The following is a 22,864-nucleotide window of genomic DNA, read 5'->3' on the forward strand; positions in this document are numbered from 1 at the left end:
AAAGAAAGTGTTAACCATTGCCAGTAAGTTAGAAATCAAAAATTTGATTATACTTTAAGACAATCCAAAGCTGAGTATCGTTTGAAGAGAATTACTATTGAAACCTCATATGATTATACTCACGCGTGGTTTTCTAGCGAGTTTTGGGGCTTTGAATTTGGAATTCGCTACATTGAGATAAGGCGTCCCCTCGGTATTAACTTTGTGAACTTATCTCCTCAGCTATTTTAAAAACAAGTAAAATCTCCTAAAACGAATATTTTACTTAATACCTTTTTATCAAAAACTTATTATCCGAAATGTGCTGCTCCTGACTTCTAGGCTCCATTTTTGGAATGCTTGTTTATTGAAATAATCGTCATTAAGAGCACAGACTGCACACCTGACCAGCCATTTTTTAAATCGAATAGAAAACCTTTCCTGATACTTAGTAGCACAATTTCAATTTACACTACTAAGTTATTAAGAGAATGATTATATTTTTAGTTATATACAAAATGTCTTTTTACAGATTGTTCTTCTGACTTAGATGCAATGTACCCACTGTCTCGAAGCATGTATATAATTAATTAAACTATTCTAGGATTATTGATGCAAATGTTTTGATCTTAAATATTCCAGCAATTGTTGTAGTCTATCAGTTTGTATAATAGTTGCGCCATGTGCTATTAGCCAGCCCCATGTTTCATCTGGTTTATTTTCTTCAACAGCTTTATCATCATTATGAGCCCCACTAAGCGATGGCCATAATGAATTCATCCAAATACGAGAACCATTATTTGTTCTTTTGTTGTGTTCTTTTAATAAACCGGATGTATCAACACTGAAATTAAGTTCAAATGCAAAAACTTTAATTTTAGATTATATTCGTTAATAATTGCCAATCGCAGTTGCCGTTGTCTCTCGCGCCATTAGGCGAGAAAGCAACTGTAATTAAAAGTGTTGAAAATGCGAAATCCTATGAGTATTACAATCGCAATTTCCCTTTTCTAAAATCTATAAATAGTATTCCTATTGACAAAATGATTGATTCTTTAGTCTATAAATCAAAGAAGGCTCCAAAAGAGGCTAAGTTTGATATCGGTCTCTCAGAAATACAAAAACTGGGAAGGCTTTATCTTATAAATAATTTAAAGTTACCGGAGCATTTACAAATTGTTTTTACCAATGGTAAAACAGACTCTACCACTACGATTCAGCTGCAAGACAGACAGTTTCGCTATTTTTCTAAGTTGGAACTTAAATCCTCCTTGAACGCTGCTGCAATTTCAAAGGGAGAGTTTAGCCATATGGCTACCTTACTCAAAGGAAATATTGGTCTAATTTCTTTACCAGAAATGTATAGTTTTGATAATGTGATTGGGCTGAAAGATTATATTGATTCGATATTTACCACTTTTCGCGATACAAAAGCAATCATCATCGATTTACGTTTTAATCCAGGTGAAAGCAGAGATTTAATTCCACAATTTCCAGTCATATTATTTCAAGAGCTAATACACCATGGATCGCGAATGTAGCATACTTACGTACAAATAAGAGGGACACTATCTTCGATTCAATTTCTGAACGATTGCTATATCAATATTATTCCGATAGTTACAACGATTTGGAAAAAAGCACTATATCCGCATATCCGCTTTCTTGAAAAAATTTGTCGCATAAAAAAATTGACACCAATAAATTCAGTCATCCCATACAATAAAAGAGCAAAAATAGCTTTGATTAATTTAGAGCATTTCAAAAAGTACAAATTTCTTTTAATCAGCTTTAAACTCTAAGTTTAAAAACATCGTCCCACTTACTATCTTTGACTTTAAATTAAACTGCTGCACGCATTGCCGCCCGCCTCGACATGATTTTCTCAATAAGGCCGTGCAACCGGCTCCGATAGTCGCTACCCAACCACTTGATATAGTTTTTGGTTACCGAACCCAGGCATTTGCTGTATTGTTTTATCCTCCAGTTGATTTCTTTATCAAGTTCATGTTCCAGCTGAAATGCTTGGCTCACCGTATCAGCATTTTCAGCGCACATCATTGCATGTTGCCTGATGGAATCCCGGAGCACGGTTTTTGCCTTTTCCCCTTTATCCATGGCTGTTTGATAAACGGCAAGCACATCGAAAGATATCTCAGTGCTGTTGGCAAACCTGTTTCGCATTTCGGCAGGCATCTGGTGGATATCATCGCTGGCCTTTGCCAAGATCTGGTGAAAGATTTCGGGATTTTCAAATATATTTTGCCAATCAACTGGTGCATCCCATTCTCCAAACCTTTCTGCATTATTGCCCAGGTCTATTATAGTAAAAGTCTTTTTACCGGGCAAACGTCTCGCTCCTCTGCCAATCATCTGGTGATAAAGGGTAAGAGAGGTAGTAGCACGGTTGAGGATAACTGACTGCACAGACGGCTCATCAAACCCAGTAGTTAATATGGATACCGATGTTAATATCGCTCCCTTTGTTTTTTTAAACCATTTTAATATTTCAAGCCGCTCTGTACTTTCGGTTCTGTTATCTAGATGGCGGATGGGATAACCCGCCTGCTGAAAAACTTCCAATACCTTTCGGGAGGTAAATATACCGTTATTGAAAATCAATGTTTTTTTACCAGATGCATGTTCCTTATAGGCGTGTACCAAAAGATCGAGCATTATTTTAGACGAATATAGCTCATCTGAGCTACTCACCGTATAATCGCCATGTATGCCCCTGTTTAGCGTGTTTAGTTCCACCTCATAAGCAAAACCCTTTGGCTTTGCCAAAAAGCCTTGTTCGATAAGCGAATTGATCTGCTCCCCTAGCACCAGCTCACTGTATAAGCTTTTCATCGGGCGCGAAACATCTGCTGAAAAAGGTGTGGCAGTTACCCCGATTACTCTGGCACCCGGAAATTTATTGAGCAGTTTATGAAAAGAATTGTGATGAGCTTCATCTACAATCACAAGACCCACCCCTTTAGTGTCAATCAAACCATCATCGATCCTGTGTTTAAGGGTTTCGACCATGGCTACATAACAGTGATAATAATCTTTTTTGGCTATCCGCTTAACTTTGCTGTCTACTACTTTATTGAAAACGCCAGCATTTTTCATCGCCAGCGACGTTTGTTTGCATAGTTCTTGTCGGTGCGTGAGCACAATGACCTTTTTTCCATATTGCCTTATAAAACGATCGGCAATTTCAGAAAAGATAACCGTTTTGCCTCCACCCGTAGGCAACTGGAATAGCAAACGTAGCTGATCGGTGCCGGTCTGCATTTTTTCGAATAAAGTGTCTATCGCATACTGCTGATAGGGATATAATTTTTTTGCTGACCCGTTCGCAGCCGTGGATGATAAAATCTGCATGGTGTTACAACCACAGAAACTGGCTGAAAGTTTTAAGGCATTACACCATTGGTTCGATAAAATCAGCGCTCCGGGCTATGGTCATAGATAATGATATAATGCCCGCTTTTTGGGACGCTTTTATAAAAAAGCCTTTATTATAAACATCAAGTTATATTTCGGCGTCTTCCCTAACTATAGCCGAAACAAGCGCTTTTAGTCTGAAGTCCAATGACCCGCTTCCCCCGCTCTCCGGGCACCAGCTAAATACAACTAATATTAGCGTATCCGGTGAAGAGGTTATATTTTCAAGCTGGGTTACGATAAAATCCGGGATGTGGAACCAAATAATTTGGTTTATCAGGATGGAAAAAAGTGTCTAAGCACTACTTACAGTTCTTTGGCTATAAACTATCTAAATTATTGCAGCCAAGAGAAAAACGTCTCACAAAAACAATGTTTCTCAAAAATGTCAGTTTAAGTTTTAAAATTCTCATTTGACCATTAAAGAGAATTTATACTTGAAGTCTAAATCGAATGTTAAAAATCGTTAATTGGTTATTTGATTTTTACTAAAAGGTTTTATTATTAGTATTTTAGAAAAAAAATCAACTAATGAAACGCTCCTATTTTCTGTTAAGCCTATTATTTAACTTAAACCTGGCCGCAGGGATTTGCCAGACATCACCTACACTGAAATCGTTCGTCATAAAAGACATATCGAATCTGCCGCTCCCAGATTCAACAAGGTTTGTTTCTACTTTTTTAGCTATTGACGAAAAACCTGAAATTATAGGAACAATGGCTCTGGGCATATTCGACCTAAAAGCAAATGCCATCGTTGCTTCCACTTTGGGTAGCGGAAAGATATTGGCACTTGGTTCTCCGGCATATTTTGAAAAACATCTTCTGGAGAATCGTTCAGTTAGAAAACTGATTCAAAATACCCTGGCACCGGCAACAGGAACCATTGCCGTTTTTAATCAAAAAAATCATGATCTGGTAGATTACTTGAAGGGAAATAACTATCAGGTAAAGAATATACAAAGCCTTAAACTAACAAAGGATATCAGGACCCTTTTTCTTTCAGCAAACCTCGAAGACTCCCTACAATTGCTGGTTTTGGAAAAATTTGTTAGAGGAGGTGGAATGCTTGTGGTTGCTTCCCCAATTGAAAGTATTACCAGTGGAAGAACAAAAGAGCAAGCCAATTCTGAAGTTTTTCCAAAAATAAATGCTTTGTTAGCCAAAGCTGGAATAATTAATCTCAACATGGTCCTTCGATCCAGCTGGAACAACAAACTTGTTTCTATGGATAAGGCTCCACCCTATCTTCATATTAATACCCTACCCGAATACTCCTTAGGTCTTAGATACAATGAGAATCCACAAGATTACTACTCGTTTATCTGGTTCGTTAAACCTACTTTATATTTTAGTACCGAATACAATAATGAAACTGCTGTGATTGTGAAACGACTAAAGCAATTCTACCAGATTCCCGATAACTTCTATCGCCCGACACCCAAAACACCTCTGGAGTTATCTTCTCCAAAGAAAAAACTGGCATACCTTATTTCTGGCAATATTCAGGAATCACAGTTAAAAAAGAGATATGGAGCTAAAGCTAAAGTTGCTGGATATACAGACTTCCCTGGAAAGGTCTCAGATACGGCTTCAAGAATTACCAAAATGCTAAACATTGAAGTAAAAGTAGGCACTCAGGGCCTTTTTGAACCCAATTCAATCTATTATCGTCCACATAGCACTGGTTTGTATATTCCTGCCGGAGAAGTAGTAAAAATAATTTTAGATAAAAAATATCGATCGCAGAAACTTAAAGCCCAGATCGGTCTTCATGATGATGACCTGGCAAGTGGAGCTGATCAGCTGGTAAGGATCGGATTCGACCTGACCAGAACTTTCGAAATGAATCAGGATACCACAAAGATCTATTCTCCCTACGGCGGGCTATTAATGGTCAACATTTCGGATACAACGAAATTAAAATCTATTCCGTTAAAAGTTATCGGAGCAGTAAATGTTCCTTATTTCAAGCTTGGCGTTACGAATGACAGTTCCTGGAACGAAACAGTTAAAAACTACCCGGCACCGTGGGCAGAACTGGCCACTGATAAAATCATATTTTCTGTTCCGGCGGTGCGAATCAGGCAGCTCAAAAACCCCACCGCGCTTATGAGGTTCTATGATACGGTGATGGATGCTGATGCAGATCTTAGGATGATCGATCGAAAAAGGGTTTATCCAGAAAGAATCATTATTGATCAGCAAGTAGCTTTTGGCGCATTATTTACTTCGCCTGCCAAAATTGTGGCACCCAATGATGATGAAAGTACCGGTATTATGCTTAACAAAGACCTGATAGAAACAAAAGGATCTTGGGGACTTTTCCATGAGCTTGGCCACAGACACCAGTTTCTCAACCTTGATTTCGATGGTCTCCGCGAAGTAACCGTAAATCTCTACAGCATGTATATTTATGATCAGGTATTAAATCTGGGCAAGTATCATAACCAGGACAATATACCCAGCAAAGAGGGGGTGATTGATAAAATCAAGCAATATATGAGGAGCAAGCCCAGTTATGATAAATTTAAACAGAACCCCTGGATCGCGCTCAGCATGTATATCGAGATCATTGAACAGTTTGGTTGGGATGTGATCAAAACCGCAAACAAAGTTTATGTGGATTTGCCAAGGAATCAATATCCCAAAACTAATGACGAAAAAATAGATTTATGGTTTAAAACAATAAGCCAGGTGTCCAGGACCGATTTATCTGATTTCTTTAGAATATGGCAGATTCCGGTTTCAGCATCAGCAGTAGCATTGGTAAAAGAGAAAAATTATTCTGTTTGGCTTCCCGAAGAATTAAAAGAGTTTAATAAATAAATTTCTATCTATTTTTCATTTGGTTTAAGAATCTGAAATTTGCTTCAAGTGACTTTTTAGCGCTTGCAAATGTTATTTATAATTTATTGGATCATTACCATTTTTATCTTTTGACCTAAACTCGAGTTTTTATATCGACTTTTGTAACCATGCCGAGGATACTAAAATGATGGATTGGTAATGCGGTTCAAGACTGTTAAAGATCTCGTCTCAAAAAACAAAGAAATATAGACCTAGAAGCTGTTAAAGGAAGTATATAATTTGCAGTGCCTACTAATATATTTCCTCTCTGGTATAAAAGCACTTTTAACAAATCTCCTGGTATAACATTAAAGCTTAATATATTAACACAGAAATTCATTAATCTTCAAGATCGCATCTTCATTTGTAATTGCAATATTTTTTTGCTTAATTTATTGTAACTAAATAACCTTCGAATTGTGTTATATGAAACTCTTTTTCTTTGCTTTTATTTGCCTGATACCAATTTTAAGTATTGCTCAAACAAGCTATGAGGTAAATGCACATGTTAACAAACTAAAAGATGGAGATAAAATATACCTTACCTATCAAGTAGAGGGAAATCAAATTACTGATTCTTCTACCATCCAAAATGGTAGATTTAGTTTCCGGGGGAATATTCAATATCCTGCTCTAGCAAGTCTTTATCTAAACAGAAATCCTTACGTAGTCAAAATGCAAAAAGGTGAAGTATTAGATTATATGCGGTTTTACCTCGAATCCTCAAAGATCACTATGGAATCAACTGATTCGCTAAAAAAAATGATCGTCACTGGCTCAAAATCAAATATCATTTATGCCAATTTAAGACATATGCTAAAGAGCAATGAGGATGAGTTCACAACCTTGAGAAAAGAATATGATAAATTGCCTAAAGAAAAAAAAGTCGATTCATCCATATTGGCAGGTTTTATTTTAAGAGAGCAAAAGCTGCTCGATGAATCGTATAAAATTCACCTTGATTTCGCCAATAAAAACATAAATTCATATCTAAGTGTCATCAGTTTGGCTCATGCTTCATCACAATCCGGATTAACAGACGCCGTTGAAAAAGCCTATCATAGACTACCGGAACGACTTAAGAATACGCCAACAGCGAAAACTATCCCTATAATATTGATGTCACATACGGCTACAGAAATTGGAAAAAATGCACCATATTTCGAGCAACAGAACCCGGTTGGAAAAATAATCAAGTTATCAGATTTTAAGGGCAAATATCTTCTGATAGATTTTTGGGCTAGCTGGTGTACACCATGTAGAGACGAAAATCCAAACTTAGTTGCTGCTTATAGGAATTATAAGAACAATGGATTTGAAATTCTAGGCGTATCGCTTGACAATTCAGGACAGGCGGATCGCTGGAAAAAAGCAATCTTGGATGATGGGCTTATCTGGCCACAGGTTTCCGACCTTAGAGGTTGGGATAATCAGGCATCAAAGGTGTATGGAGTTCGCAGTATTCCAGCCAGTTACCTCATCGACCCATCAGGAAAAATAATTGCAAAAGATTTAAGAGGTGAATTATTGAATGAAAAATTAGCACAGATTTTTATAGTGAAATAGCATCACTTCGAAAGCTATACTAATTCAAAACAGTATAATAATCTATCTGAAAGACAAGCTTCCAAAATCATTAAAATATTACAGGCCTCCAAAAAATCGTTTCCGAAGGAAAACGTAAATTCTTTCTGTGAATATTCACTCAACTTTTCCAAGCGCCTTTTTTTTTCTCAATTGGCAAAATAAATAATGTTATACAGAAATAAGAATGCTGAACTTGGAATATCGTTCACGATTCTATTATGCTTAACAAAATCAATGCTACAAATTCCGTCTCAAAAAAGGAAGACTTTAACTTAAGTATCCAAAATTATTTTCCTTAAATTCCGATAAAAGTTCACTCTTATCGCTGGCATCCTTTATTTTGGATATTGTTTGCAGCCTACGAAATTATCTCACTTTATACCGTACATGGGGTAATGGCCAATATGGAAACTATGTTGTGCATTACGTTTTAAATATCTCCCTCGCCTATACCCTCTCAAGTTGGATGTTTCCCTACAGTGTTGGTGGTAATAACCGAAGAATTTTTGTATTATGCATCTCGCTGGCCTTCTTGATAATGCTTTTTCTAATGGCCAGCAACTTCGCTGACCGGCTTCTCAACTTTGTCAGTGAGGTAGATTTTTTTGCAACTGGCGGTTTGGATAAAATCTTTATAGCGGTTACAATCTGGCGGGGAATATATTTTATGGGAATCGGCATTACAATTTTTCTTTTTCAAAACCGAATCAGCATGTTGAAACAAAGGGCAGATATGCAAAAGAAGGCATCAGAATCAAAAATGCAAAAGCCTAATCTAGCTCTCTCTCGAACTCGCAAATGCCCGAAATGCATATCTTCAGGCGCAGATTAATCCACATTTCATGCTCACTAGCTTAAGTTACATTTACGACAATACTCGAAAATCCGCACCAGTGATAGCTGAGACTGTTCGTTATCTCTCTAAGCTGCTCAGGTATGCCCTATCCAGTGAACGTGGACCACAGAAAATCAACATTAACATTGAAATTGAACAGGTTGAAAATCTACTGAGTATTACCAAATCAATAAAGCAGATTCTCATGTCCTACTCCATTGCGAGCTAGAATGCAGACTTGCTTTGCTTATCCCCTTTGTATTGCTTTCGCTCGCTGAAAATATGCTAAAACATTGGGACCTGAGTGATCCAGACAGGCCAGGTACAATTGAAATTTTTAAAACAGAGACAGCATTAACCATCGAAACCACCAACAGACAAAGTGATGGAATCAATGATGACGGTCTCCATACCTGGCTAAGCAATATCCGCCAACGCTTGGTCAACATATACGGAAATCGTGGTGTTATTCATTATTCAACTTCGAACGAGGTCTTTCGCAAGGGTCAGCTTGCCTTTTGAAGAATGTCTTTCATAGGATTGTGAGTAATCTATAATTGAGAATAGTTTTTCCAAAGCAAATTGAAACCGGTATAACTAATCAGCAAAGCGGTGAACCTGAAAGTGCTATTTTATCAATCAAAAAACATTAGTTGTCCTTGAAAATTGAGTTCATGCTTATATTGGTCAGTTTGCTAAAAAATTTCAGGTCAATCGATCCGAAGTCTCCAAACTACTTGCTTATCTCCTTTATTATGTCTTACATAACTTTCATAAAAGCATATAAAAAAATGTTCATCAGACTTGGCAATGTAATACACTAATTCTTTAGTAAGCCTAAGAAGGTGTTTCTTTTAATGAGAATGCCCTTTCACCATGAACCCTTTTTAGTAAAAACTTAATAATCGTCAAATAATATTCTTTTAAAGGACACGTAAATTCATTTTATTTCCTATGCACTCAACGCATCCTTTGGCGATTTACGGATCGCATACATTGATGTAGAAATGGAAGCTAATGTTCCATCTGCTTTAAACTTAAATTTTTGCATGGTGATTGTATTTTGCGTAAATTGATTTAACCAAAATATAGAAGTTATGAAACTACTACAGAAAATTCAAGCTTGGGGAGATCAGCATCACCCAAAATGGTTAGATTATTTTAGAATTTTGCTTGGTCTCATTTTAGTATGGAAAGGAATTTCTTTCTATACTGACATGGAAGCCTTTAGCCATTTAATGAGAGGGGCAGTATTGGGAACAGCAGTAAGCATAAGTTTACTAGCCCACTTGATTATCGTATTGCACATTTTAGGCGGCATTGCCATTGCCTTAGGTACACATACCAGACTGTTTTGCCTATTAAACTTGCCTATTCTTATTGGGGCGGTATTTTTTATTAATATATCAGGCGGGATTTTTAAGCCCTATTCAGAATTCTGGTTCTCCTCTTTAGTACTAATCGGATTGATTTGTTTCATTGTTGAAGGCAATGGAATCTTATCGGTTGAGCGGGAACGAGCCATGAGTTAAGGTATTTCTGAGGCTAAAGCGAAATATAATTTCTGCTAACTAAATGATTAACAAGCGCTAATATTCAAACTATAATATTAAAACGAAAATCATTTGCAGATTAGCAGCAAGTTCGTACTTTTGCAGCGGAGAGCTGGCAGAGTGGTCGAATGCGGCAGTCTTGAAAACTGTTGACTGTAACAGGTCCGGGGGTTCGAATCCCTCGCTCTCCGCGGATTTAGGTTCAAAAAATTAGAAAAGCCCGTTTATCGTATGAGAGGGCACTGAAAAAGTAGACATAAATTGGTCTTCAAACTCAACAGCGGATGAATAGCTTTTAAAAGTTGTTCATCCGCTTTCTTTTTTGAGACATTTCAGTTTCTTATTTGATAACGTACATTCCATTCGATATGGAGAGCTGGAGCAAACTGTTAGTTTGATCTATAGAATTATATAGATTATTATCCTTTTTTTCAAAATTTGAGAATTCTCTTAAGATTAACCACAAATATCGCAAGTGCACCTTGCATTCTCATGTTTTCCAGGCCATAGGAATTTGCTCTGTCATATCCATGAACATTTTTCAATTCACTATTTTTTGCTTCAATTTTATATCTATGTCTTGATTTTTCCCTGAAGTACTCGCTTTGCTGGAATATTTCCTGTTCTTTATGCTCATCTGGCTTTATTGTAACCGAGTACGTTCTGCTTTTAGCTTCTGCCTTGTAGCAGCCATCTCTTAGCGGGCATGTTTTACATTTTTCGACGTCGAAATAATAGGTCATTGCCTGGTTTTTCCTGTCTACCTTTCTGCCCTGTACCCGTTTGTACATAGCCAGGTGCCCTGCAGGACATACGAACATATCGGCATCTTTGTTATAATCAAACTTTTCTTCCTCTTTTCTTGCGCCATGGGTAATGGCAGGGTTCATCCTGGCAACTATCCTTAACTTATTTCCCTTCACATCACAGAGCTTGAGATTGTTCTTCCCGGCATAAGCTGCATCGCCTATGATGGTATCCACCTCCATTCCGTTTGCCTGGGCCTGGTTCAACAGTTTTGGTAGTTCAGGCCCATCTCCTTTCTCTGCTGATGTGACAACAGCAGCGGTTATAATACGCTCCTCTGTCATTGCCAAATGAGTTTTGTAGCCAAAAAAGCTGCTGTCGGCTGTTTTGTGGCCAGTCCTAGCATCCATATCTTTGGATATTGTATAATTCTCCCGGGTGTCTTCAACTGTTTCCTTTAACAGGTTCAGTTTCTCCTTTACTGCAGGGATCTCACTTAGTGTTTCATCAGACTCGATAAGTTTTTGCAGTTCGCTAGAGTATTCTATTTCCCTTAGGATATCGTTTGATTCATTCTTCTGGGGCATCCGGGTTTTGAAATCATCATCCATTGAATATACTGCTCTTCGAAGCAACTTCGAACGTTGTCTTAATACCTCAATAGGTGAATATGGGTTGGATCTGGAAAGTGAATGCGTAGCATCGACAATGATGGATTTGGATTTTATAATACCCTTCTCTAGGGCTAAAGAAACGGTTTTTCCAATCAACAGGTTTAAGAGATCCATATCCTTAAGACGAAGCTTTCGGAACTTGGTCAGCGAGCTTGGATTGATCACGTCTTCTTCAGGGGACATCTCCAGAAAATATTTAAAGGACATATCATAGCGGGAACGATCCACGACATCAACATCAGAAATGGTATAGATCGTCTTCAATAACAAATATTTGAACATGCGCACCGGACTCTCAGCATTACGGCCATTGTCCGGGCAGTATTTGCCTATTAGCTCATCATAGATAAAGCTAAAATCTATTAGCTCATTAATCTTGCGAAGTAAATTCTCCTTAGGAATAATCAGGTCATAAAGCCTGGAAAACTCGCTAAACTGGATTTTTTGTTGTTGAAGAAGCATCTTAAAGGCAGTAATTATATAACTTTAAAATACAAAAAAAGGAGCAGAAAAACTAATTTTCTACTCCTTTTATCCTTTTTAAAAAGGGACTTTTTCAGTGCCCTCATCGTATGATAAAGGGCTTTTTTGTTTTTAGATATAACCAAGATATGCATGAAATAGCAAGGTTTAGGTGAGCAATTCGGTGACACTTGTGTGTAAGATAAGACGTCCACCAAAAAAGCTACAAAAAACTGTATATCAACACATTACTATATTATACATCTTGATTTTTAATGACTGCAAAGCTAGATTTGTTAACCTTTAGGTGAGTCATTATGAAAAATTTAAGTTAATCTTTTTTCTTAAAAGAAAAAAAGACTATGAAAACGGCCCGGTAGGCATCTACATGCGAATTACAATAGATGGAAAGGGTTCAAAAATTACAGCTGGTCGGTCTTGTGAACCTGACAAATGGAGTATTGTAGCAGGAAAGACGAATGGTAAAACGGAAGACTCCAGATCCTTAAACGCATATCTTTCTGATATTAAAACCAAGACCTATGAGATCTTCGTCAACTTATCTTGAAAGACGAAACTATTACTGCAGATGTTATCCGCGACAGATTTCTTGGAAGAGAGGAAAGCAGATTGCACTAATCAGTGTATTCGAAGAACATAACCGAAAAGTATATTAATATTTTAACAAATAATGCTATAGGCTTTGCTTATTTTAGATGAAGATTCCATGACCACTTCGTGAACTAAATCTTAAAACTCTTATTTTTTTTATGAAAACTTTTAGAATTCCAGCAATTATCCTTATTGCATTGACGGTAACGTTCTGCATCAGAAATCAACAAACTAATAACAGCAGTCAAACTGATCGATTACAAAGAGTCGAGATCGAGAAACGAGATATTCTAGTTTCTGAACCACTATCCAAACAGGAACAAGCTGAATTAAAACCAGACGAAGTCATTAAAAGGCTTATGGAAGGGAATAAGGATTTTGTTGAGGACAACTTGACTGTACGAAATACTGCTGAGCGGGTGAGAAAAGCTTCGATTGGCCAATATCCCAAAGCGGTAATTTTATCATGTCTGGATTCAAGGGTGCCGGTGGAGGATGTATTTCATAGTGGGATAGGCAATTTATTTGTAGCAAGGGTTGCTGGAAATATTGTGAACAATGATATTTTAGGAAGCATGGAATATGCGTGTAAGGTTTCTGGAGCAAAGGTAGTTTTCGTGCTTGGCCATGAATATTGTGGCGCAGTAAAATCTGCTATAGATGGTGTTGAACTCGGAAACATTACTGGCCTACACAATAAAATAAAACCGGCAGTATACAAAGTATTCAAAAATCATCGACCTGGGAAGACTTCAAAGGATGCGAACTTTGTAGAGGAAGTCTGCGAAGAAAATGTGGAACAGGCTATTATCGAAATCCGGAAAGGTAGTCCCATCCTGAAAGAAATGGAAGACAAAAATCAAATTTTAATAGTTGGAGGTGTATATGACATGAAAACCGGAAAGGTTTCAATGCTGGAACGCAAACAGAAGCCGATATAATAGCCCATTAGACTAACAACTATTCATCTTTAATCAAAATAACAAGAGTAACGTTTATGGATAACTAAAAGAAACAAGAAGATCATAATTTAATAAATTTATTACCTTCTAAACTTAGAGCAATCTTTCATCAGAAATGAAGAAGTGCTTATTGGAAGTCATTTATCAAATCACATTCTATAAAACAATTTTAGCAAAGCAGCTACTCATCTTTTTAATTAAAACTTATTAAATGCTATTTAGAACTCACGCACCTAAATCCGGTATGTTCAAGGCCGGTATCAGTCGAAGTTTTCATTCTCGAAGTAACTTTATAGCCCTCACAATAGGATGCGTTGCACATAAAAGAACCTCCGCGAACAACTTTTTTTGGCACGCTTGGTTCCATTGGATCAAAACTATCTAATGGGCCAATTGGATTTGTAGCTGATCCACCAACCGTTTTATAATAATCTGAACGGTACCAATCACTGCACCATTCCCAAACATTTCCGGCCATATCAAACAAACCATAACCATTTGGCTTGAATTGTTTTATAGGCGCAAGGCCTCCAAAATTATCCCAGTTTGTATTGCTAACCGGAAAACTTCCCTGCCATGTGTTGGCTTTTGCAGTGCCTTTCTCAACATTCTCATTTCCCCAGGGATATGGGTTCTCTTTCAAACCGCCTCTTGCTGCATATTCCCATTCCGCTTCGGTAGGCAAACGCTTTCCAGACCATCTACAATAAGCCATCGCATCATCCCAGGAGATATGAACAACCGGATAATTATCTTTTCCGTCGATATTTGTTTTCGGTCCATGGGGATGTTTCCAATCAGCTCCTTTCATCCAGCGCCACCATTGAGCAGCATTATCCAAACCATCAATCGTTTGAGGTTGATAAAACACTAGTGATGCGGCAACAAAAACACTATCTGGCGGCTTTGGAGTTCCTGCAGGCAATTGTTTTTTCATTTCCTCCCAAACGGGTTTCCGTTCTGCAGTTGTTAGATATCCCGTCGCATCCACAAACTTCCTAAATTCTGCATTGGTTACTTCACTAACATCCATCCAAAAAGATGATAGTTTGACCTTGTGTTGTGGGTACTCATCTTCTCGTCCTTCTTTATCCTTAGCGCCCATATTGAACGTTCCTGCAGGAATCAGAACCATGCCGCGATGACTAACTTTATTCCCGATAAAACTGGAAGTATCACTTAATTGCCCAAACCTACTGGGAAGGTTTTGCTCGCATGATTGTAAAGAATCGTTTTTCTGTTTTTTTTCGATGCTGCTTTTTGAATCAGAGCATGTTAAAAAAAAGAGTGGCAGTAGGGTATAAATTAAAGTCTTAAATTTTCTCATGTCTAGAACATAGATTTCAAAAAGCACATAAACAAAGTTAATACATCCTTATTAAAAATTGCAGAAGAGCCCATGTTCATTAACGCTTTAATTTTATTGATTTTAGCATAAACTTCGACAGATCATCTGCTGCTTTATCATTCTCGAAACTTTGCGGTAACCTGCCATTTGTATATTCATTGTACAACCATGGATCACCAATGGCTAAAACAGTTCCCTTTCCATATTCAGAAATCACCATTGCAACTTCGCCTTTGTTAGTTTTTAAAACTGGCGTTGCTGTATGGCTTATGGAAATAGAAGAAGCATCTTTGATGAAAATCTTTTTTGAGGTTTTAAATATCCAGTTGTTGGTAATATTTATTGCTCCATCTTCGAAATGGGCATCATCTATAACATGAAGGATTAAATCATTATTAAATTTAAACCCAAATTTTTCCGCTAAAATATTGAAGTGCTCCAGGTCTGCATTCGCTTTATCATTCCCTAAAAGCAATAGAACCCCTCCCCTTTTTACCCAGGCCGCTATTGCATTTGCGTCCTCTGCATTCATGTAGTTTGGTTTAGGATTATCTTTCAGGTGATCAGGATCTACAATGATGTAAACATCGCTCTCTGCCAGCGCTTCCGCTGTTGGTTTTTGAAAAAGTACGCTAAGTTCTTTTGCGCCATTACCCTTAAAAGATGCTCCTAAAATAGAGAAACCGGTCATTTCCGTATCGTTCCACAAATAATGAAAAGGTAGGCTTTGTCCATCAGCGATTGCCTTGGTTTCGCTGTTAAAGTAATGATCCAGCGTAACAACTTGACTTTGAACATAGCTACTTATACTAATTATTGCCGCTGTGAAGATGAATTTTAAATAGGTTTTTGTCATGATTTGATTATGTGTGGATAATTTGGTCTAGCCTTTTTCTGAATCTAACTTGATCAGGTATTCGGTCGGCATACAACCATAGTATTGCTTAAAAGCTGTTGAGAAATAAGATGGGGAGTTGAACCCGCACATATAAGTAACCTGGGCCATCGTATATCGCTTGCTTTGCATCAATTCAACCGCCTTTTTAAATCTGATGGTTTTGACGAAATCAGTTGCTGATTCTCCTGTTATTGCCTTAAATTTTAAATAAAGATTAGATCGGCTCATGCCAATCTCCTGACTAAATTTTTCTACCGAAAAATCTGAATCGGATAAATGCTTCTCCACCACATCTATTGCTTTTTTAAGAAACTCTTCATCAAGGGTATTGAAGGCCAGATTTTGAGGAACCACCTCCCTACTGCCGCTGTAATAATCTATCAAACGTTTTCTAGCTTTCAACAGGTTGGCAATTTTGGCTGCCAGCATCTCGATGGAGAAAGGCTTCGTAATATAATCATCAGCCCCCATTTCCAATCCCTTAATCTGCTGATCGATTTCTGACTTCGCCGTGAGTAACATCACAGGAATATGAGAAGTATTAATATTCTGTTTTACCCGTTTACAAAAATGCAGACCATCAAGCTCTGGCATCATCACATCACTCACAATCAGATCAAAAGCTTGTTCTTCAAGTATTTTGAGTGCCATAAGCCCGTCAAACGCAATGGTAATCCGGTAGTCTGTTTCAAAATATTCCCGCAAATAATCTAGTATTTCCTGGTTGTCATCCACTAATAACAAATGGCTTTTGTGCATGCCATCTGCGTCAACAACATTGGAATCTTCCAGAACCTCTTCAACATTTTGATCCGCTTGGCTTGTTAATGCTTCAGATACAGTAGAGAGTTCATAAATCTTACTGTCTTTTTTACCTAAATCGCCATAGGCAGTATCTGAGGTTGGAATCGAAACCGTGAAAACACTTCCTTTACCAATTTCACTTTCGGCAGTGATAGATCCATGATGCAATTCAATCAGTCGTTTGGTGAAAGCCAGACCGACACCTGAACCCAGGTTCATTTCCTGGTTGTTGACCTGGTAAAAACGGTCAAAAATTTTGGCAAGATCATCCTGATCAATCCCCACGCCGGAATCGCTTATTCTAATAATGGCATAATCTTTTGACATGGATAAATCAATGCTGATTTGATCTTCGTTTTTAGTGTATTTAAATGCATTAGAAAGCAGGTTGAACAATATTTTTTCCATTGCATCATGGTCAAAAAAGAAAGCAAGCTTTGCCTGAGTAGAGCGGTAAGTATAGTTGATTCTTTTTTGATCTGACAAAGGCTTGAAAGACTCGTATATCTCATGTATAAAACTTACAATATCCCCCCATTCTACTTGCAAACGTCTTGTTCCCGTTTCTGTTTTCCTGAACTCGAAAAGCTGATCGACCAGATTATACAACCGCTTTGCATTCGTGAGCATCATTTCATGACGCTTTGTAATCGCTTTTTGCGCCAGTGGCTTATTGATCATTTCTTCTAATGGAGCAAGAATTAAGGTTAGCGGCGTTCTCAGTTCGTGTGAAACATTGGTAAAAAAATCCATTTTCATCTGATTGATGTATCGAACTTTTTCTTTATCCACACGTTCAAGCTTTAACTGATGCAGCGCTCTAACACGCTCTGCAATAATTCTGTAAGCAACATAAGCCCCAACTGCAGCAAAAGCGAATACCAAAGTGTAAAACCACCAGGTATTATACCAGGGTGGTAGTACGTTGATTTGCAAACTTCGCACTGCACTGGTTTCTCCGTTTGGGCCCACGGCCTTAATTTTAAAATGGTAGTTGCCTGCTTTCAAATTATTATAAACCACCTTCAAATCATCTGTTCGCTGCCAGTTTTCATCCACACCATCCAACATATAGAGGTAGTGGGTTCGGTTAGCTGAAATATAATTAAAGGCATTGAAACGGATGGTAAACTGCTTATATTCAGAAGCGATCGAGATTTTATTGGTTTGATCCAGAGGATTTTCGAGTATTTCGGTTTCATCGCCCATATTCACCATTCGGCCGAAAACCTCAAGTGCGGTAAAGGATACTTTTAATGGTAAGGATTGTTGTTTGATATTTGAAGGATAAAAATAAGAAACCCCGTTAATGCCTCCGTAGAGTAACATCCCATCCCTGGCTTTGCAAAAAGCATAATCATTAAACTGATTATTCTGCAAGCCGTCGCTTTCATCAAAAGTTTGGACTGATTTGTTCGCTGGATTGTAGCGGACAAGCCCTTTGTTTGTAGAAATCCACAGGTTGCCTTCCTGATCGGATTCAATTCCATAAATGGTACCTGTGATAAAATCTTTTCGGCTTCGATGTGTGATGAACGTTTGGCTTGCTTCATCGAACAAACTCAAGCCTTCCCTTGAACCAACCCATATTCGCTGATTACTGTCTTCAGTTATACAGGTAATTACATCATCACTAATTTGAGATTTGGCGGTATTCCCAAACAGCATATTGTCCGGATAAAGCAAAGTAACTCCATTGGTTGTACCGATCCATATCCTACGCCTGCTATCTTCAAAAAGGTAAGTGATATCATCAGAGCTCAACCTTTTGCCAGCCTTATCCAAATGAATGTGAGAAAATAACCCTTTTTCGGAATCAAATTGGTCTAATCCAGACCGGGTTCCCACCCAAATTCTGCCCTTATAATCTTTCAGCACGCTGTATACCAAATTACCAGCAATTGAATTTGGATCATTTTCATTGTGTAAAAAACGCTTAACCAATCCGGTAGCGGGGTTCAATATATTTAAACCGCCATTATGCGTTCCGATCAGTACTTGCTCGCGATCATCAAAAGCGATAGCTTTTATGTTGTTGGATGCCAATGTGCTGGCACTGCGCTCATTGCTGGTATAATAGCTAATCGTGTTGTTCTTTCTATCCCAATAATTCAGCCCCTTATCATTGGTACCGATCCAAAAATTACCTTTTTTATCCTGACTGATGGCGCTAACCACCTCATCATTTAATGATAATTTGCCCGTGTTTTGACTCAGCAGGTTAAACTTGATATCATTGCGATGATAATAATTTACCCCTCCATAAAATGTACCCAACCAGATCCCATCTTGCTTATCCCTGAAAAAACACCGAACTGAATTCTGGCTAATGGTGTAGGGTTGGGAAACCTGATGAAAATAATTATCAAACAGTCCGGAAGCAGCACTAAGAATAGACAAACCTTTGAAGGTTCCAAGCCAGATATTCCCCTGGGTATCTTTCCCTACACTCCTAATGCTATTATCGGCGATACTGTTCGCATCCGCATGATGTAAAAAAGTTTTCCTTTGTTTCGTTTCTGGGTTGTAGCGAATCAATCCAGCTCCTTCTGTGGCCACCCATAAAACGTCCCCATCCAGATAAACCTCATTAATCGCAGCTTTCTCCGAACCCAGATCTATTTTTGATAATTGGTCCTGATTTCCCGATCTTTTGAAAAGCCCAACATCTGTTCCGATCAAAAGATCTTTTTTCCAATTGCCGATATAAGCTATTTTCTTAATTCCGTAATCGAATAAATTTAAATTGACTTCCTCAAAAGTCTTTGATTTTGGTGACAATTGAAAAATACCACCAACAACTGATGTTGCCCAAAGATTATGATGTTCATCTTCAGTAATCGAAGAAACATACCACTCCCCTAAACTTCGAGGTAATTTATAGTTGACAAACTCATCTTTAGCATAATCGTATCGACTAACGCCTTGATTACCACCAATCCATAAATTACCAGCATGATCGACAAATAATGTGCGGATGTAATAAGATTGAAGGCTATTTGGATGAGCCTTAACAGGACGGTAGACTTTAAAGCCCTTGCTATCATAACGATTGAGTCCGTCCTGCGTCGCCATCCAGATAAATCCCAGCGTATCTTGTTTTATCGAAAAAACTGTACTCTGAGAAAGTCCCTTGCTTACAGAAATATTCCTGAAATTACGATCAGAAACTTGCGCTTCCGAATCGCCAGTTATCAAAATAAAGCATAATACAAAAATCGCATTCAGCCACCTGAATCGGAACCAATTTGCTTTTTGTATGATTGATAACTTCTGTAGAAGCATAGAATTTTTGATAACCTGATGATTAAATATTCAAGATAAGCATTTATAAGTTTGCATGATCAAACACTTAACAATACGAAGTTAGCGATGCATCATGTAAGCCACTTTTAAATTTGGTTAAAAATCTTTTAATAGTGATCAATTTTAAAATGTTAGTTAGCACTATCATATTTCAAAACATCAGGAAACTGATCGACCACCTCTTTTTTGACAAGCTTACCATTGATCATTTCGAGCAAAACAGAACTTCCCTTTAGATTTGAAACAAAGGCCTTCCCTCGAAATTTTACCGGCATATCACCATAAGTAAATAACGATTTGCTTTGCGCTCCATATATTATTAATGCAGCGTTTTTATCGCCATTCAACTGTGCCGTAATATGCCACTCTCCTATCCTTACTTCACAAATGCCTTCATTGCTATCCGGCATTTTAACCACTTCCACCTTACCGGTTTTGATTTGTATTATCGTTAAGAACCTAAAGTTTTTGGATGGCAAAGACGTGATGCCCGCATGCCATTGATTTTTGAAATCTTTGATTTTACCTGCATCATCAGTAACCTTATTCCAGTTTTCAGCAGGTTCAGAAAATTGATTATGTACCACCAGGTTAATCGGACTGTTGGCAAAAACTGTAGTCAGGCTGCGTACAGAATCATTTTCAGTTGTGAAATCCTTTCGATTTGTTGCGCTCGAATTTTCTGCTTGCATCTTACTGTATGGTGCATGAAACTGGGTAGTCCACTTTACAGGTTTGCTGGCTGATAGTTCATCGTAAAGCACGATATATTCGCCCGCAAGCTGAAGCATGTGCCGACGATATAGTGTTACTCCCGAATCCCCATAGACGTTTCCTTTAGTTGGCTGGACTTTGATCTGATCGAAGCGGTTTAACCAAAATTCACTTTGAATCTTACCGTAAGCATTGCTGGCATCTCCCAAAGCATATTGAATATTTTTTCCACTGATTGATCTTGGAATCCAACCAAATCCTTCTTCGCCAATCTTTTGACTGATGCTATCGGCTAGAATTGTTGAATAAGCCCTGGAACTTCTGTAATAAAAAAGGTTATGTTTATCGCTAAAATTGCTATAATACCCGCTTCCACCAAAAAGTACTTTACCTTTATAATTTATGGTAAAAGCATTTTGTGATGCATGTCCGTGACCTGACGCACCAAAAGGACTGCTTAATAAATAACTGCTTAGGTTATTTCTGGCATCGTTGAGGTTTTCATGCATGGCCACAACGCCTACATCGTTGAATGCCCTGCTTTTGGGTAAATCATCAAAATATTTTGTTGCGATCTTGCGGTCTGGCTTGTAATTAAGCAGTCTAAAAAGCAGATAATCATCCGTTCCTCTGAAATATTCAGGGTTATCGGCTTTTATCTTCGCTACATAATTGTTTAGATAGGGATTATTTACTTTAAGACTTAGTGCATCTGCAAACCAGGCTTCTCCTTTCACAATGTAGGGAATATTTTCCCACATATCACCCGTTGCTGTCGAGGCAGAACCATTGGGATGGGTATAGATGAGGTAATAGGGTAAGTTTTGCATCCAGGGGAGCTTAAAATAATCTACTCCACTAAAATCTCCGAACATTTGCGACAGGTAAATAATGGATTTGAAGTTGACCCTAAAATACCCATTTCCTTCATGCCAGCCACCATCAGTTGTACCCAGAACTGGGAACCTGGCCGACCACACTTCGTACATATAGGTTAACCATTCTTTTGCTTCCGGGACTTCGTTAATTACAGAAACTGTTGCAATAGCCAGGTTCCTTAAAGTAATTTGCCAAACATGATTATCGCTCACATGAAGCTCAAAACGGTTGGGAAGATGATCATAAACCCTCTTCGCCCGCAGCGTGATCATATTTTTTAAGCGGAGCCTTTCTTCTTGATTTAAATAATCGAAGCCCGCATCATAAAACCAGCCTAAAGCTTCCAGCACTGCGCCACTAGTAAAATCATCGCCAGTTGCCAAACCATTCGGGTTCATGTTGGCAATATTCAATGCCCTTCTTTTTGCATTCAGAATAAAACGTTTGTCTTTGGTTAACTGGAAGGCAATGCAAAGATTTCTAACTGGTGTGCCTACTGCATCACCAAAGCCGTGGTACATCCGCTCGATAATAATCTTTTTTTCCAAAGGCGTTTTACCTGTAGTATCAATAATTCTTTGAGGTTTTTCGATGGGAAGCGGCTCCAGCATCAATTTTTCAGCGAAAGCAATAAACTTTTTAGCTTCAGGATTTTGGAGATTTCTATTGTAAAAGTCTTCCCCAATCTGGTTCATGTTCCATAATAACGGATGTAACCCTTCATTCCGTTTTAAAACAGTTTCGATTGATGGAGAAACTGGTAAACTGGCGTATTTGGGATCTATTAGAAAGTTGTAGGTTTCAGACCAAATCCAGTTGTTGCTGTTTTTAAGTGTGTAGCCATATTTCCAATACCATTTACCAGGTTTTAAAGCCTGATGCAGTGGATAAACTGCCCAACGCTGTTCTTTACCCGATATTACGTTGCTTTTGAAAGTTGGATCAGTAGCAAGCATGACCTTATACTTTACATTTCCGATATTGGGATCTTCCGGAATCTCACTGCCACTTTCCATAGGCAAAACCTTGGTTTTACCGTTAGTGCCTGGCCATAATAAGGCTGGAGCATTGGTTGGAACCGTTATACCATTAGCTGGATATGGCCACTCCCGTACCCGGGCATGAAGTTTTGCTTCGTTAACTTGTTTTACACCTGTCTGCTGTGCGAAGGAGTTAATCGAGAGCAAGGAAATAAAAACTGCTATAAAAATTTTCATTA

At 38.0% G+C, this 22,864-nt stretch carries 14 protein-coding genes, 1 tRNA gene and 1 pseudogene; 9 read left to right on the plus strand and 7 right to left on the minus strand.

The window, feature by feature from the left end; genetic code table 11:
• Window positions 1-585: 585 nt before the first annotated feature.
• Window positions 586-855 carry a DUF4996 domain-containing protein gene (locus AC3ITD_RS12955; RefSeq protein WP_489366676.1) on the minus strand — a complete coding sequence of 90 codons (270 nt, stop codon included), beginning with the start codon at window positions 853-855 and terminating at the stop codon, window positions 586-588.
• 167 nt (window positions 856-1,022) lie between these two features.
• On the opposite strand from AC3ITD_RS12955, the gene AC3ITD_RS12960 reads away from it, so the two are divergent.
• Window positions 1,023-1,520, plus strand: a complete 498-nt coding sequence (locus tag AC3ITD_RS12960; RefSeq protein WP_489360261.1) for a hypothetical protein — start codon at window positions 1,023-1,025, stop codon at window positions 1,518-1,520.
• Window positions 1,521-1,821: 301 nt separating this feature from the next.
• On the opposite strand, the gene AC3ITD_RS12965 is transcribed toward AC3ITD_RS12960, so the two are convergent.
• Entirely contained in the window at window positions 1,822-3,351 is a 1,530-nt protein-coding gene (locus tag AC3ITD_RS12965; protein ID WP_489360263.1) for a DEAD/DEAH box helicase, read from the minus strand.
• Between the two features lie 594 nt (window positions 3,352-3,945).
• On the opposite strand from AC3ITD_RS12965, the gene AC3ITD_RS12970 reads away from it, so the two are divergent.
• The 6 genes and pseudogenes from AC3ITD_RS12970 (at window position 3,946) to AC3ITD_RS12995 (ending at window position 10,430) form a co-directional block, all read left to right on the plus strand.
• Window positions 3,946-6,243: a M60 family metallopeptidase gene (locus AC3ITD_RS12970; RefSeq protein ID WP_489360265.1), complete on the plus strand. Its 2,298-nt coding sequence runs from the start codon at window positions 3,946-3,948 to the stop codon at window positions 6,241-6,243.
• Window positions 6,244-6,690: 447 nt separating this feature from the next.
• On the plus strand, window positions 6,691-7,830 hold the full coding sequence (locus AC3ITD_RS12975; RefSeq protein ID WP_489360267.1) for a redoxin domain-containing protein: 1,140 nt from the start codon (window positions 6,691-6,693) through the stop codon (window positions 7,828-7,830).
• An 842-nt stretch (window positions 7,831-8,672) separates the two neighbouring features.
• Window positions 8,673-8,915, plus strand: a pseudogene (locus AC3ITD_RS12980) (histidine kinase); the annotation flags it as partial.
• Between the two features lie 53 nt (window positions 8,916-8,968).
• Entirely contained in the window at window positions 8,969-9,208 is a 240-nt protein-coding gene (locus tag AC3ITD_RS12985; protein ID WP_489360269.1) for a hypothetical protein, read from the plus strand.
• 575 nt (window positions 9,209-9,783) lie between these two features.
• Window positions 9,784-10,218 (plus strand): DoxX family protein, encoded by a 435-nt coding sequence (locus AC3ITD_RS12990; protein WP_489360271.1) that lies wholly within the window; start codon window positions 9,784-9,786, stop codon window positions 10,216-10,218.
• A gap of 127 nt (window positions 10,219-10,345) precedes the next feature.
• A tRNA-Ser gene (locus AC3ITD_RS12995) sits at window positions 10,346-10,430 on the plus strand.
• 240 nt (window positions 10,431-10,670) lie between these two features.
• Here the strand turns inward: AC3ITD_RS12995 and AC3ITD_RS13000 are convergent.
• On the minus strand, window positions 10,671-12,122 hold the full coding sequence (locus AC3ITD_RS13000) for an IS1182 family transposase (protein WP_489360273.1): 1,452 nt from the start codon (window positions 12,120-12,122) through the stop codon (window positions 10,671-10,673).
• A gap of 307 nt (window positions 12,123-12,429) precedes the next feature.
• Between AC3ITD_RS13000 and AC3ITD_RS13005 the strand changes: the two genes are divergently transcribed.
• Together AC3ITD_RS13005 and AC3ITD_RS13010 are read left to right on the plus strand one after the other, a co-directional pair.
• A complete protein-coding gene (locus tag AC3ITD_RS13005) occupies window positions 12,430-12,690 on the plus strand; it encodes an Arm DNA-binding domain-containing protein (RefSeq protein WP_489360275.1) in 261 nt (86 codons plus the stop codon).
• Between the two features lie 202 nt (window positions 12,691-12,892).
• Window positions 12,893-13,675 (plus strand): carbonic anhydrase family protein, encoded by a 783-nt coding sequence (locus AC3ITD_RS13010; protein WP_489360277.1) that lies wholly within the window; start codon window positions 12,893-12,895, stop codon window positions 13,673-13,675.
• A gap of 235 nt (window positions 13,676-13,910) precedes the next feature.
• Here AC3ITD_RS13010 and AC3ITD_RS13015 read toward each other — a convergent pair whose 3' ends face one another.
• From AC3ITD_RS13015 to AC3ITD_RS13030, 4 genes are all read right to left on the minus strand, one after another.
• A complete protein-coding gene (locus AC3ITD_RS13015) occupies window positions 13,911-15,023 on the minus strand; it encodes a formylglycine-generating enzyme family protein (protein ID WP_489360279.1) in 1,113 nt (370 codons plus the stop codon).
• A 79-nt stretch (window positions 15,024-15,102) separates the two neighbouring features.
• Window positions 15,103-15,900 carry a DUF4350 domain-containing protein gene (locus AC3ITD_RS13020; RefSeq protein WP_489360281.1) on the minus strand — a complete coding sequence of 266 codons (798 nt, stop codon included), beginning with the start codon at window positions 15,898-15,900 and terminating at the stop codon, window positions 15,103-15,105.
• A gap of 27 nt (window positions 15,901-15,927) precedes the next feature.
• Window positions 15,928-20,031: a hybrid sensor histidine kinase/response regulator transcription factor gene (locus AC3ITD_RS13025; RefSeq protein WP_489360283.1), complete on the minus strand. Its 4,104-nt coding sequence runs from the start codon at window positions 20,029-20,031 to the stop codon at window positions 15,928-15,930.
• A gap of 152 nt (window positions 20,032-20,183) precedes the next feature.
• A complete protein-coding gene (locus tag AC3ITD_RS13030; protein WP_489360285.1) occupies window positions 20,184-22,862 on the minus strand; it encodes a DUF4962 domain-containing protein in 2,679 nt (892 codons plus the stop codon).
• Window positions 22,863-22,864: the final 2 nt, after the last annotated feature.

This window comes from Pedobacter sp. KH_004, from assembly GCF_057840755.1.

What these genes read in the sequence shown, in the direction of transcription:
- AC3ITD_RS12960 (WP_489360261.1), top strand. Translation starts at nt 1,023, where the DNA reads ATGATTGATTCTTTAGTCTATAAATCAAAGAAGGCTCCAAAAGAGGCT.
- AC3ITD_RS12965 (WP_489360263.1), bottom strand. Translation starts at nt 3,351, where the DNA reads ATGCAGATTTTATCATCCACGGCTGCGAACGGGTCAGCAAAAAAATTA.
- AC3ITD_RS12970 (WP_489360265.1), top strand. Translation starts at nt 3,946, where the DNA reads ATGAAACGCTCCTATTTTCTGTTAAGCCTATTATTTAACTTAAACCTG.
- AC3ITD_RS12975 (WP_489360267.1), top strand. Translation starts at nt 6,691, where the DNA reads ATGAAACTCTTTTTCTTTGCTTTTATTTGCCTGATACCAATTTTAAGT.
- AC3ITD_RS12985 (WP_489360269.1), top strand. Translation starts at nt 8,969, where the DNA reads ATGCTAAAACATTGGGACCTGAGTGATCCAGACAGGCCAGGTACAATT.
- AC3ITD_RS12990 (WP_489360271.1), top strand. Translation starts at nt 9,784, where the DNA reads ATGAAACTACTACAGAAAATTCAAGCTTGGGGAGATCAGCATCACCCA.
- AC3ITD_RS13000 (WP_489360273.1), bottom strand. Translation starts at nt 12,122, where the DNA reads ATGCTTCTTCAACAACAAAAAATCCAGTTTAGCGAGTTTTCCAGGCTT.
- AC3ITD_RS13010 (WP_489360277.1), top strand. Translation starts at nt 12,893, where the DNA reads ATGAAAACTTTTAGAATTCCAGCAATTATCCTTATTGCATTGACGGTA.
- AC3ITD_RS13015 (WP_489360279.1), bottom strand. Translation starts at nt 15,023, where the DNA reads ATGAGAAAATTTAAGACTTTAATTTATACCCTACTGCCACTCTTTTTT.
- AC3ITD_RS13020 (WP_489360281.1), bottom strand. Translation starts at nt 15,900, where the DNA reads ATGACAAAAACCTATTTAAAATTCATCTTCACAGCGGCAATAATTAGT.
- AC3ITD_RS13025 (WP_489360283.1), bottom strand. Translation starts at nt 20,031, where the DNA reads ATGCTTCTACAGAAGTTATCAATCATACAAAAAGCAAATTGGTTCCGA.
- AC3ITD_RS13030 (WP_489360285.1), bottom strand. Translation starts at nt 22,862, where the DNA reads ATGAAAATTTTTATAGCAGTTTTTATTTCCTTGCTCTCGATTAACTCC.